The sequence below is a fragment of the Streptococcus oralis genome (assembly GCF_023611505.1).
Taxonomy (GTDB): Bacteria; Bacillota; Bacilli; order Lactobacillales; family Streptococcaceae; genus Streptococcus; species Streptococcus oralis_CT.
The window spans coordinates 1,910,752-1,924,352 of record NZ_CP097843.1 but is presented as its reverse complement, the minus strand read 5'-3'; the positions used below and the strand labels follow the sequence as shown (position 1 = coordinate 1,924,352).

The 13,601-nt window shown below is 42.9% G+C and carries 10 protein-coding genes; 8 read left to right on the top strand and 2 right to left on the bottom strand.

What is annotated here, in order from left to right:
• Positions 1–98 precede the first annotated feature (98 nt).
• From nt5e to M9H69_RS09630, 6 genes are all read left to right on the top strand, one after another.
• Positions 99–2,150, top strand: coding sequence for a cell surface ecto-5'-nucleotidase Nt5e (gene nt5e / locus M9H69_RS09655; RefSeq protein ID WP_250315500.1), 2,052 nt, complete (start codon positions 99–101; stop codon positions 2,148–2,150).
• 149 nt (positions 2,151–2,299) lie between these two features.
• A complete protein-coding gene (gene adcR / locus M9H69_RS09650; RefSeq protein ID WP_001249328.1) occupies positions 2,300–2,740 on the top strand; it encodes a zinc-dependent transcriptional regulator AdcR in 441 nt (146 codons plus the stop codon).
• The gene (locus tag M9H69_RS09645) at positions 2,740–3,444 is read left to right on the top strand and encodes a metal ABC transporter ATP-binding protein (protein WP_084911160.1); all 705 of its coding nucleotides are present in this window, start codon (positions 2,740–2,742) and stop codon (positions 3,442–3,444) included. Before adcR ends, M9H69_RS09645 begins: the two co-directional genes overlap by 1 nt.
• Positions 3,437–4,243, top strand: a complete 807-nt coding sequence (locus tag M9H69_RS09640; RefSeq protein ID WP_250315499.1) for a metal ABC transporter permease — start codon at positions 3,437–3,439, stop codon at positions 4,241–4,243. The genes M9H69_RS09645 and M9H69_RS09640 overlap by 8 nt, the downstream gene beginning before the upstream one ends.
• Before the next feature lie 9 nt (positions 4,244–4,252).
• Positions 4,253–5,758, top strand: coding sequence for a zinc ABC transporter substrate-binding lipoprotein AdcA (adcA, locus tag M9H69_RS09635; protein ID WP_250315498.1), 1,506 nt, complete (start codon positions 4,253–4,255; stop codon positions 5,756–5,758).
• Positions 5,759–6,282: 524 nt separating this feature from the next.
• Positions 6,283–7,962: an alpha-L-fucosidase gene (locus M9H69_RS09630; protein ID WP_250316180.1), complete on the top strand. Its 1,680-nt coding sequence runs from the start codon at positions 6,283–6,285 to the stop codon at positions 7,960–7,962.
• Between the two features lie 36 nt (positions 7,963–7,998).
• Here M9H69_RS09630 and M9H69_RS09625 read toward each other — a convergent pair whose 3' ends face one another.
• A complete protein-coding gene (locus M9H69_RS09625) occupies positions 7,999–10,086 on the bottom strand; it encodes a GH92 family glycosyl hydrolase (RefSeq protein ID WP_250315497.1) in 2,088 nt (695 codons plus the stop codon).
• Between the two features lie 67 nt (positions 10,087–10,153).
• Positions 10,154–10,816: a Crp/Fnr family transcriptional regulator gene (locus M9H69_RS09620; RefSeq protein WP_084911165.1), complete on the bottom strand. Its 663-nt coding sequence runs from the start codon at positions 10,814–10,816 to the stop codon at positions 10,154–10,156.
• 144 nt (positions 10,817–10,960) lie between these two features.
• Between M9H69_RS09620 and nrdI the strand changes: the two genes are divergently transcribed.
• Together nrdI and nrdE are read left to right on the top strand one after the other, a co-directional pair.
• Complete coding sequence (nrdI, locus tag M9H69_RS09615) at positions 10,961–11,434, top strand: class Ib ribonucleoside-diphosphate reductase assembly flavoprotein NrdI (protein WP_001169622.1); 474 nt, start codon at positions 10,961–10,963, stop codon at positions 11,432–11,434.
• A complete protein-coding gene (gene nrdE, locus M9H69_RS09610; protein WP_250315496.1) occupies positions 11,421–13,595 on the top strand; it encodes a class 1b ribonucleoside-diphosphate reductase subunit alpha in 2,175 nt (724 codons plus the stop codon). Before nrdI ends, nrdE begins: the two co-directional genes overlap by 14 nt.
• Positions 13,596–13,601 lie beyond the last annotated feature (6 nt).

The window sequence follows — 13,601 nt, the reverse complement described above, 5'->3', positions numbered from 1 at the left end:
AAATAGCGAATGTTTTAGATGAAAATAAGTCAAAGGTTTCAAATTTTCTAGAAATATCGTATAATATAAAGGAAAAACGAAAAGAAAAGGATTTTAAAATGAACAAACGTTCTTTGTTACCTGTCTTGTCGACAGCCCTGTTAGCTCCAGCCTTCTTAGCTGGACAAGTATACGCTGAAGAAGCAACAACACCTGCAGAAAGTTCAGCTGTTGTAGCGACTCCTGCTACGTCGGCGACTCCAGCTCCTGTTGAGAGCCCTGCGGTACCGGAAACTTCGGCAACATCAGAAGCAGTTGTACCTGCAGAAGCTCCGTCAGCTCCTGCTGAATCTCCTAAAAGCGAAGAAAAGGACACCGTTATCTTACACACCAATGATGTCCATGGTCGTATTGTAGAGGAAAAGGGAGTAATTGGTGATGCCAAGTTGGCGACTGTCATTGAGCAGGAACGCGCGAAATCAAATCAAACGACTCTCGTCGTAGATGCGGGAGACGCCTTCCAAGGTTTACCGATTTCCAACTCTACAAAGGGTGAAGCGCGTGCTGAAATTCTTAATAAGATGCAGTATGATGCCATGGCAGTAGGAAACCATGAGTTTGACTTTGGTCTTGATGAAGTTAAAAAATACAAGGAAATCTTGAAATTCCCATTACTTAGCTCCAATACTTATGTCAATGGAGCTCGTCTTTTTGAAGCTTCTACAATCGTTGATAAAGATAAGACTGTGGAAGGTGATGAGTTTGTTGTAATCGGCGTGACAACACCTGAAACAGCTACCAAAACTCACCCTAAAAATGTCAAAGGGGTAACTTTTACAGATCCAATCTCTGAAGTCAATAAGGTCATCGAAGAAGTTCAAGCCAAGGCTCGTGCAGAAGGTAAGGACTACAAACACTATGTTGTGCTGGCTCACTTGGGTGTGGATACCACAACCCCAGTCGAATGGCGTGGTTCAACTTTGGCAGAAGCCTTGTCTAAAAATCCTCGTTTGAAAGGGAAACGCGTAACAGTAATCGACGGTCACTCTCATACAGTAGAATCAACGACTTATGGAGACAATGTTACCTATAACCAGACAGGAAGCTACCTTCATAATGTAGGGAAAATCACCTACAAATCACGTCAGCTTTTGGGCAATCCAACTCAGATTCCGGCTGCTGATGCTAAAAAATTACCAGCTAATCCAACAGTTGAAAAACTAGTCAAAGACATTAAACAAAAATACGATGCTAAAAATGCTGTTGAAGTCGTTTCAAACAGCCCTGTAGAACTCAATGGAGATCGTGAAAACGTTCGGGTTCGTGAAACCAACCTCGGAAACGTTGTAGCAGATTCTCTCTATCAGTATGGTCAGACAGGATTTAGCCATCCGACTGACATCGCTGTGACAAATGGTGGTGGCTTGCGTGAAACTATTGCAAAAGGCAAACCGATTACGAAAGGCAATGTCATTGCGGTTCTTCCATTTGGAAATACCATCTCACAAATCCAAGTGACGGGGCAACAAGTATTGGATATGTTTGAAAAGTCACTCGGATCTATCTTGCAGGTCGATAAGGATGGCAAGAAGGTCTTGGATGAGAACGGCCAACCATTGTTAGAGCCAAGTGGTGGCTTCTTGCAAGTTTCGGGTGTGAAGGTCTACTATGATACCAACCTACCATCAGGTAAACGTGTCTTGGCTATTCAGGTTAAAAACCGCACAACTGGTCGTTATGATCTCCTAGACCTCGCAAAAACCTACTATCTTGCAACTAATGATTTTCTAGCTGCGGGTGGCGATGGCTACACTATGTTAGGTGGCGCGCGTGAAGAAGGCCCATCTATGGATGCAGCTTTTGAAGAATATTTGAAAACTGCTGATTTGACCCAGTATGAAAAGATCAATCCAAACTCGCGGACGATTTCTGTGGATTCTACAATCTTTAGTCTGCCGGTAGAAACGCCTCAAACGAATGCAGCTGCTAGCGATGCGACTACGAATGTGCCATTGACTTATGAGGTGGCAGGTCAATTTAGCAAGAAGGCAGTTGTCTCAGAAAAAGCTCTCCCAAATACAGGAAGTGAACAATCCATCTTCTTGCTCTTGATGGGAATGGTAGCTGGTCTGGCAGGTATCTTATCGAGCAGAAAACCAAAGCTAAAATAGGTTAAATTTCACATCTAGAAGAGTCTAGGGAAACGTTTTTACTCCTTTTTCCCTTGACTCTTTTTTGGTTTATGATATAATTAACCAGTAAAGAATCGGTGGTTATCTAAGTTTTTTTACGGAAAAGATAGCTAGGGAAGGAGTAACACATGAGACAGCTTGCACAGGAAATCGATAACTTTTTAAACGAGGTGATCTTGAGATCTGAGAACCAGCATGAAATTCTAATTGGGCATTGCACGAGTGACGTAGCCTTGACCAACACTCAGGAACACATCCTCATGCTCTTGTCGGAAGAATCCTTAACCAACTCGGAGCTGGCCCGTCGCCTTAATGTCAGTCAGGCGGCAGTGACCAAGGCTATCAAGTCTTTGGTCAAAGAGGGCATGTTAGAGACATCGAGAGATCCAAAGGATGCGCGTGTGATTTTTTATCAACTGACAGAGCTGGCTCGACCAGTGGCAGAGGAACACCACCATCATCATGAACACACGCTCTTAGCCTATGAACAAGTGGCAAGTCAGTTTACTCCAAATGAACAAGAAGTTATCCAGCGGTTTTTAACTGCTTTAGTAGGAGAAATCAAATAATGCGGTATATTACAGTAGAGGACTTGTCTTTCTATTATGACAAGGAACCTGTCCTCGAGCATATCAACTATAGTGTTGATAGTGGGGAGTTTGTCACCCTGACTGGTGAAAATGGGGCTGCCAAGACGACGCTTATCAAGGCGAGTCTGGGCATCTTGCAGCCGAGACTTGGCAAGGTAACCATCTCAAAGACAAACACTCATGGTAAAAAGCTTAGGATAGCTTATCTTCCTCAGCAGATTGCCAGTTTTAATGCTGGTTTTCCAAGTACAGTTTATGAATTTGTCAAGTCGGGTCGCTATCCGCGAAAGGGCTGGTTCCGTCGTTTGAATGCCCACGATGAGGAGCATATCAAGGCCAGTCTAGACTCAGTTGGTATGTGGGAACACCGTGATAAACGAATTGGCTCCCTCTCTGGTGGGCAAAAGCAACGGGCGGTTATTGCACGGATGTTTGCTTCTGACCCAGATATCTTTGTCTTGGATGAGCCGACGACAGGGATGGATGCTGGAAGCAAAAATGAATTTTACGAACTCATGCACCATAGTGCCCATCATCATGGCAAGGCTGTTTTGATGATTACCCATGACCCTGAGGAGGTCAAGGACTATGCGGATCGCAATATTCATCTAGTCCGTAACCAAGACTCGCCGTGGCGTTGTTTCAACGTTCACGAAAGCGACCAGGAGGTGGAACATGCTTAGTTTGTTATCTTATGACTTCATGCAGCGTGCCTTCTTGGCGGTCATTGCCATGAGTCTCTTTTCTCCAGTTCTTGGAACCTTCCTTATCTTGCGTCGTCAGAGTCTCATGAGTGATACACTCAGTCACGTCTCACTTTCAGGTGTAGCCTTTGGTCTGGTTCTGGGGATTTCTCCAACGATTTCAACCATTGCTATCGTCCTGATCGCTGCGGTCTTTCTAGAGTATCTCCGTACGGTTTACAAGAACTTTATGGAAATCGGAACTGCCATCCTCATGTCTACAGGGCTTGCAGTCTCCCTTATCGTGATGAGTAAGGGAAAAAGTTCGAGTTCCATGAGTTTGGACCAATATCTCTTTGGGTCTATTGTGACCATTAGTCAGGAGCAGGTCATTGCCCTCTTTGTTATTGCTGCGGTCGTTTTACTCTTGACTTTCTTGTTCTTGCGACCAATGTATATCCTGACTTTTGATGAGGATACGGCCTTTGTGGATGGCTTACCAGTTCGTACTATGTCTATCCTCTTTAACATGGTGACAGGGGTGGCCATTGCCCTTATGATTCCAGCTGCAGGAGCCCTTTTGGTGTCGACCATTATGGTCTTGCCAGCTAGTATTGCCCTTCGTCTGGGGAAAAACTTTAAATCCGTTATGTTGCTAGCTAGTGCTATTGGCTTTTTGGGAATGGTGGCAGGTCTCTATATTTCCTACTATGCGGAAACCCCTGCCAGCGCTAGTATTACCATTATCTTTGTAGCTGTCTTTTTGTTAGTCAGTCTACTGAAACGCTTTATCAAATAGGAGAATGAAATGAAAAAAATTAGCTTACTACTAGCTAGTCTATGTGCCTTGTTTTTAGTGGCTTGTTCCAATCAAAAGCAGGCAGAGGGGAAGCTAAATATCGTGACAACCTTTTACCCTGTCTACGAATTTACCAAGCAAGTCGCGGGAGATACTGCAAATGTAGAACTTCTAATCGGTGCTGGTACAGAACCTCACGAATACGAACCGTCTGCCAAGGCAGTTGCCAAAATCCAAGACGCAGATACCTTTGTCTATGAAAATGAAAATATGGAAACTTGGGTTCCTAAATTGCTAGAATCCTTGGATAAGAAAAAAGTGAAAACCATCAAGGCGACAGGTGATATGCTCCTCTTGCCAGGTGGTGAGGAAGAAGAGGAAGGACATGACCATGGCGGTGAGGGTCACCATCACGACTACGATCCCCACGTTTGGCTTTCACCAGCACGCGCCATCAAACTGGTAGAGCATATCCGTGACAGCTTGTCAGCAGATTATCCTGATAAAAAAGAGACTTTTGAGAAGAATGCAGCTGCCTATATCGAAAAATTGCAAGCATTGGACAAGGCCTACACAGATGGCTTGTCTCAAGCCAAACAAAAGAGCTTTGTGACCCAGCACGCTGCCTTTAACTACCTTGCCTTGGACTACGGTCTCAAGCAAGTATCCATCTCAGGTCTCTCACCAGATGCAGAACCATCGGCAGCACGTTTGGCAGAATTGACAGAGTATATCAAGAAAAACAAGATTTCTTATATCTACTTTGAAGAAAATGCCTCACAAGCCCTCGCCAATACCCTCTCAAAAGAAACGGGCGTCAAACTAGATGTGCTCAATCCGCTAGAAAGCCTGACAGAAGAAGCAACCAAGGCTGGTGAGAACTATATCTCTATCATGGAGAAAAACCTCAAGGCTTTGAAGCAGACAACAGATCAAGAAGGACCGGAAATCGAGCCAGAAAAGGAAGAAAACACCAAGACAGTTCACAATGGTTACTTTGAGGATGCAGATGTCAAAGACCGCACCTTAAGTGACTATACTGGTAACTGGCAGTCTGTCTATCCTTTCCTTGAGGATGGAACTTTTGATCAAGTCTTTGACTACAAGGCTAAGTTGACTGGCAAGATGACAAAGGATGAGTACAAGGCCTACTATAGAAAAGGCTATCAGACAGATGTGACTAAGATCAACATTACGGATAATACTATGGAATTTGTTCAAGGTGGCCAAAGCAAGAAATTCACCTACAAGTATGTCGGTAAGAAAATCTTGACTTATAAGAAAGGCAATCGTGGCGTGCGCTTCCTCTTTGAAGCGACAGATGCGGACGCTGGACAGTTCAAGTATGTTCAGTTTAGTGACCACAATATCGCCCCAGTTAAGGCAGAACATTTCCATATCTTCTTTGGAGGTACCAGCCAAGAAGCCCTCTTTGAAGAGATGGATAACTGGCCAACCTACTACCCAGATAACCTATCTGGACAAGAAATCGCCCAAGAAATGTTGGCGCATTGATGCAAGAGAAGATCCCGCAAATCTGCGGGATTTTTTGCTGGAAATGATTAGGTTGTTAGGTATTATAGTACCACAGCTGTGCTGTTCACAATGTGATAAAGCAGTCATTTTCTACTGGCTGATTCTTACTAGCTGACGAATGCAAAAGCTACGATTGTACAAATTATAGAATCTTTTCAGGGGATTTAGGAAGAAATCTTAGTCATATTGACGCTACTATCGCTTTTTGTTATAGTCAAGGAGAGAGCAGTCTGGAATAATAGTTTATTCACAGTCTGTGGATAAGTCTAGGAGGAAATGACATACAACTCATGGTGTTGAAGTATCCTGATAATAGTTCCGTATATTAGTGACTTTCTAGAAAGCTAGTAGAAACCCTAGTATAAAGCTATTTGACAAAGTTTTGTTTAGGGTGAAAGCTTCCAGGTCTAAAAGCTGGAGTCTGAAAAGACTAGTTTTTAGGTATGTTTTCTTATCCACAAGTTGTGGATAACTTTGTGAACAAGAGAAAGAGATATGAGATGATGACGAACATAAAACCACATGGACCATTACCAAGTCAGGCCCAGCTGGATTATTTAGAGGATGAACTAGCTGCCTTTATCCATTTTGGCCCCAATACCTTTTATGACCAGGAATGGGGAAGTGGGCAAGAGGATCCCAAGCGTTTTAACCCGACCAAGTTGGATGCGCGTGAATGGGTTCGGGTACTCAAAGAAACAGGTTTTAAAAAACTGATTTTGGTGGTTAAGCACCACGATGGTTTTGTCCTCTACCCGACAGCACATACAGATTATTCGGTCAAGGCTAGCCCTTGGAGGGATGGAAAGGGGGACTTGCTCCTTGAGGTTTCCAAAGCTGCGACTGAGTTTGACATGGACATGGGAGTGTATTTGTCTCCTTGGGATGCTCACAGTCCCCTCTATCACGTGGACCGAGAAGCGGAATACAATGGCTACTATCTGGCTCAGTTGAAGGAAATCTTGTCAAATTCTGCCTATGGCAATGCCGGGAAGTTCTCTGAGGTGTGGATGGATGGTGCTCGAGGCGAAGGGGCCCAGAAAGTCAACTATGAGTTTAAGACCTGGTTTGAAACCATTCGTGATTTGCAGGATGATTGTTTGATTTTCTCAACTGAAGGGACTAGTATCCGCTGGATTGGGAATGAACGAGGCTATGCAGGGGATCCCTTGTGGCAAAAAGTCAAACCAGACCAGTTGGGGACAGAAGCTGCATTAGATTATCTACAGCACGGAGACCCCTTGGGGACGCTGTTTTCAATCGGCGAGGCAGATGTTTCCCTCCGGCCGGGTTGGTTTTACCATGAGGATCAGGATCCCAAGTCTCTTGAGGAATTGGTCGAAATCTACTTTCACTCAGTGGGGCGGGGAACCCCTCTCTTGCTCAATATTCCGCCTAATAAAGATGGCCTCTTTGACGAAAAGGATATCCAGAGACTGTATGAATTTAGAGCTTACTGTGATGAGCTCTACAAAGAAGATTTGGCTTTGGGAGCCAAGGTATCTGGTCCGGCTCTATCACCAGACTTTGCCTGTTCTAACCTGACAGATGGACGGAAGACCAGTTCATGGGCAAGTGATGCAGAGTTGCCAGTCCATTTAGAGCTCGATTTAGAGTCACCTAAAACTTTTGATGTGATCGAGCTGAGGGAAGATTTGAAGCTAGGACAACGCATCGTTGCTTTCCATGTTCAGGTAGAGTTGGATGGTGTCTGGCAGGAGTTTGGATCAGGATTTACAGTGGGCTATAAACGCCTTTTGCGAGGATCCATGGTAGAGGCTCAGAAGGTGCGTGTAATCATCACAGAGGCACAGGATTTGCCAGTATTAACTATGATTTCACTTTATAAAACACCTAGCTTGTCAAAAAAAGAAGCTGTTCAGCAGCTAGAGTTTTCAGAAAAAAGTCTAGCTGTGACCAAGGGAGAAAATGCCTATTTTACAGTCAAGCGCAGAGAATGTAGTGGTCCTTTGGAAGCTAAGATTTCGATTCAACCAGGGACGGGTGTGCATGGTGTCGCTTATCAGGATGAGATTCAAGCTATTGAGTTTCAAGTTGGCGAGACTGAAAAAAGATTGACGCTTCCAACCTTGTATTATACAGGAGATAAAACCTTGGATTTCTATCTGAACCTAACGGTGGGTGGTCAGCTTGTTGACCAGCTTCAGGTCCAAGTTTCATAAAAAAAGAACCTTTGCGCGATGCAAAGGTTCTTTTGGTTAATAGTGATTTGGTAGCCAGCTGAGGGTGAAGATCAGTTGCTCAGCTTTCAAGAGGTCTTGGTGTTGGATGCTAGATACAGAGGTCTTGTCTAATCGACACTCTTTGACAAAGTTAAAATGGCTGTAGTTTTGCTCAGCATGGATATCTAGCCATTTATTTTCCTTAGCTAGGTAGACACGCAGATGGTCAAAGAGAGGGATTCCGAGGTCGTAGCTGGGTTTGCCTGGACAGGTCGGGTAGAATCCAAGAGCCGACCAGATGTACCAAGCAGAGAGACTACCGTTGTCCTCATCGCCAGGATAGGCTTGCCAACTTGGGTGAAAGGCTTTCTGACGTATCGACTTGATGAGAAGAGCAGTGTAGTCAGGGTAGTCACTGTAGCGGAAGAGATAAGGGATGTGGAAACTAGGTTGGTTGGAAATGGCGACTTGTCCAAAGGGAGCAGTAGCCATCTCGCTCATCTCGTGAATCTCATAACCATAGCCAGTCGTTTCAAAGAGAGGAGCATCCTGACAGGCTTTCAAAAGGTAGTGGCTAAAGGTTTCTTTTCCACCCATCAGTTGGATTAAGCCAGGGATGTCGTGTAGAATGCCTAAAGTCGCTTGAATGGCAGAGCATTCGGCATAATCGCGTCCCCAACTATAAGGGGAGAAGTCAGGGCGGAAGTTTCCTTGACTATCACGCGCTCGCATGTAACCTGTCTCAGCGTCAAATAGATGGCGGTAATTTTGTGATGCAGTTCTATAAGTTTCCGCGATGTCATTCTGACCAAGCTTTTCGGCGCAACTGGCGATACAAAAATCGCTATAGGCATAATCAAGCGTGTGGCTGACACTTTCGTGGTGGTCGGTAGAGAGATAACCTAATTCTTGGTATTGTGCCAAACCGTGACGACCATTGATGCCGAGAGGGTCGGACTTAGTGGCTGTCTCCAACATGGCTTGGAGGAGTTCTTCTTCCAAGTCAGGAGCCATGTCCTTGCAGGCACTATCTGCGATCATACCGTCCAATAGAGTCCCTGGCATCATGTCACGTTCATCTGGGGCTAGCCATTTAGGCAGAAAACCAGTATCGCGGTAGCTATTGAGGAAACCTTCTAGAAAGCGGTGATAGTGCTCCGGTATGATAAGGGCAAAGAGGGGGAAGGTGGTGCGGAAGGTATCCCAGAAACCATTGTTGCTAAAGAGGACGCCGGGTTTGACAGTACCAGTAGCCAGATCCATGTGGATGGTTTGCCCTGATTCATCAATCTCATAAAAAGTCTGAGGAAATAGGAAGAGTCTGTAAAGACAGTGATCAAAGAAGGTTCGGTCAACCTCTCCTGTCTCGATAACGTCAAAATGATGGAGGAGATTTTCCCAGTTCGCTTGTGCATTTTCTTTACAGCTATCAAAATCTTCTTGAGGTAGATTGATTAGAGCTTGAGAAGGGGAGATGAAAGAAGTTGCTAGTTGAATCTCAGCATGACTGTTTGCTAAGTCAATTCGCCAGTCTCCACTTTCTTGGCTGACAGCAAGAATATCCGTATTCATTTGTAGAGCAGTAAAGAGTATCAGAGGACTTTTATTGGTCTCTGTTTTTCCGTCTTGTCTTAGGGCAAGATTCCTCTTATCTACTTGCTCTACGGTCAGTTCATCTGCTGCATGAAGATAGAGGGAGAGGGCTTTGCCTTGCTTTTGCTCCAAACGAATAGAAGCGCCATAGCAAGTCGGTGTCAGTTGGCTTTCAATCTGATAGCGCAGGGAGAAAATCTTCATATAATGAGGCTGGAAGGAGGCCTTGTCTAGGTCATAGGAAGACTGACGATGGAAGAGGCTGTCTCCACCTAGCTGGCCTGTAACAGGTGTCAGAAGCAGCCAAGAGTAGTCGCCAATCCAAGGACTGGGCTGATGGGTTAATCGAATTCCCTGAAATATGGGCAGATGCGGATCGAAAAACCAAGAACCCTCCTGGTCACTGGTCTGAAGCACAAAATAATTCATTCCGAAAGGGACGCCTGTGTAGGGCAGGGTATTTCCCCGAGAAAAGGCATGCTTGCTAGCAGTACCAAAGCGGGTATCGATGGTTTCAAGTAGTGGTTTCATGATTATCTCTTTGTAAACGTTTTATATTTTATATAGTATAACATGAAATGAACAAAAAAGCTTCAGATCAATATAAATTCCTTAAAGCTTGATCATCTATGATATGAATGGTACGACGAACTTTTCGAATATAGTGATGTTCTTCAAAAATCTTAAATTTTCGCGAAATGGTTTCGGGTCTCGTTCCAAGGTAACTGGCAAGTTCCTTTTCTGAAATTGGCAAAGTGAAGGTGAGTTTAGGATTGTCACTTTTTTCGGTAAGATGAATAAGATAGCAAGCTAGGCGTTGTTCTATTTTTTCAAGGGCCAATAAGGTGACTTGTTCTTCCGTCTGAATTGCTTTTCTGGCATTGAGACGTAGAAGTTGCCAACTAAAATGTGGAAAGCTCTGGAGAAGGTATTGAAAATCCTTTTTATAAATGACACAGACTTCTGTAGAGACCAAGGCTTCTCCGTAGAGATCCTGATTATTCTCTTCAAAGAGATAGTTTTCTCCTTCGTAATTTCCTTTGCCAACGATACGGATGCATTGCTCGGTTCCATCATTAGTCAGACGATAGACCTTAAATTGTCCTCTATTAACAATGATTAAGGTTTCCTCATCAAAGGGTGAGAAAATTAACTCGCCCTTTTTAAATTTCTTATGGTGAAACAGACTTTGGATACCCTGAAGTTCATCACGGGAGAGGGAGCTAAAAAGGGGAACGGTATAAAAGCATGGTTGGGACATAGAAACTCCTAATTTTGAAGAAATTTATAGAAACTTGACGAATATCAATTTTTTTATCATTTAGATACAGTAAAATAAAAAACACAATATATAGCGTAGATGTATTCGACAAACACAATATATTGTACCAAAAAAGGAGGAGTCATGCAAAAAATTAGATTTTATTATATTAGTTTAAGTGGGAATACAAGTTCTTTTGTACAACGGGTCAGTCAATATATAAAGACGACGCATCATAGAGAAGTTGAGTCTTTGAATATAAAAGATTTAAAGGGAAAAGCGATTACGGTAGATGGTCCCTTTGTCAGTTTTTTACCAACTTATCTAGAGGGGGGAAATGGAATTGATACTGGATTCCAAGAAATTCTAACGGGAAACCTTCGAAAATTTTTGGAGTATCAAGGAAATTTTCGTTATTGCTTAGGAATTATAGGAAGCGGTAATCGAAATTTCAATAAGCAATTCTGTCTAACGGCTTTTCAATATGCAGAGCAGTTTGGCTTTCCTGTTATAGATGTTTTTGAATTACGTGGGACAGATGAAGATGTAGAGAGGATCTCCAAACATATTTTAGCTAGTTTTGAGAAAGTGGAGGAAAAAATAGATGTCAGCTACTAAGAATTATTTTGTTTTGAACAATATGGTGAACATTCCAATTGATGGTGAAATTCCTCTTTACTATGATAGAGAAGCCTTAACGGACTATTTAAAGAATGAAATTGAACCTCATACGATGCATTTTTCAAGTTTGAAAGAACGTCTCCAGTATTTAATTCGAGAGAATTATGTGGATGAAGAGGTTGTGGGCTTGTATCGTGGGGAGTCTGGTGAGATTGATAGTAATTTTTTAGAGGATTTATATCAAAAGATCAAGGAACATGGTTTTGCCTTTAAGAGTTTTATGGGAGCTTATAAATTTTATAATCAATATGCACTAAAGACTGATGATTCCAAGACCTATTTGGAATCGTTCGAGGACCGGGTGTTCCTTAATGCCCTCTATCTAGGAAATGGCGATCAGAACTTAGCAACAAAAATTGCGGAGGAAATGATCACCCAACGGTACCAACCTGCGACCCCCACATTCTTAAATGCAGGGAAAAAACGGCGTGGTGAGATGGTTTCTTGTTTTCTGATAGATCTTGATGATTCTATGTTATCTATCGGACGTGGGGTCAATTCTGCTTTGCAACTTTCTAGACTTGGTGGTGGGGTTGGAGTGAATTTATCGAACCTACGTGCCAGTGGTTCTCCTATAAAAGGAATTGAACATGCTTCTTCGGGAGTGCTTCCTGTAATGAAACTACTAGAAGACTCTTTTAGCTATAGCAATCAACTAGGACAGAGAAATGGGGCAGGGGTCGTTTACTTAAACGTTTTTCATCTGGATATTCTCGCCTTTTTATCGACAAAGAAGGAAAATGCAGATGAAAAAATTCGTGTTAAAACCCTCTCCCTGGGGTTGGTCGTTCCGGATAAGTATTACGAGCTGATTAAAACAAATCAACCCATGTATCTGTTTAATCCTTATCATGTTGAAAAAGTCTATGGGAAACCTTTTTCGTATGTAGATATCACGGCTGAATACGACCGATTGGTTGTAAATCCAGCTATCGAAAAGACGGTTGTTCAAGCGAGAGAATTGGAACAGGAAATTTCCCGTTTGCAACAAGAGTCTGGCTATCCTTATATTTTAAATATTGATGTCGCTAATCGTGCGAATCCCGTCAAAGGGAAAATCATTATGAGTAACCTTTGCTCGGAGATTTTGCAACCACAGACTCCATCTGTATTGAATGATGATTTGTCCTATCATGAGGTAGGAACGGATATTAGTTGTAACCTTGGATCAACTAATATTGTTAATTTACTAAAATCTGAAGATTTTGCTGCCTCTGTTGATGCAATGGTTCGTGCCTTAACGACTGTTACGGATCTAGAGTCTGTCGAAGAGGTGCCTACAGTAAATAAGGGAAATCGTCTCTACCATACGATAGGACTCGGAGCGATGGGATTACACACAGCCCTCGCCTTGCACCAAATCAAGTATGGTTCAAAAGAGTCTTTAGAATTTACAGAAGCTTATTTCTTAGCATTGAATTATTATTCTTTAGTATCTAGCAATAGAATCGCAAGAGAGCGACATGAGACATTCTATGAATTTGCGGATTCACGCTATGCCGATGGAAGTTACTTTTCACCATATGTAGAGCAGGATTTTGTATTTAGATTTCCTAAGATAGCAGCCATTTTTAAGAATATGCCTATTCCAACGAAAGAAGATTGGAAGGTGCTAAGGGAGAAGGTCATGAAAGATGGTCTCTACCATCGAAATCGTTTAGCAGTAGCGCCTAATGGTTCTATTTCTTATATCAATGAAACGAGCGCTTCTCTTCATCCGATTACTCAGTTGGTAGAAAATCGGCAGGAAAAGAAGGTGGGATCGATCTTTTATCCCGCTCCGTATCTGTCCAATGATACCTTACCATTTTATGAGACTGCTTATAACATGGATCAGCGTAAAATTATTGATGTATATGCAGTCGCACAAAAACATATTGATCAGGGAATGAGTCTGACTCTCTTTATGCGTTCTCAATTACCTGAAGGACTGTATGAATGGAAAACTAAGGGAAATACAATGCTAACGACACGTGACTTGAATCGCCTTCGGAATTACGCATGGCGAAAAGGGATAAAATCACTTTATTATGTCAGAACCTATACAGAGGATGACGAATTTAACAGTGTAAATAGCTGTGAATCTTGTATGATTTAAGGAGAG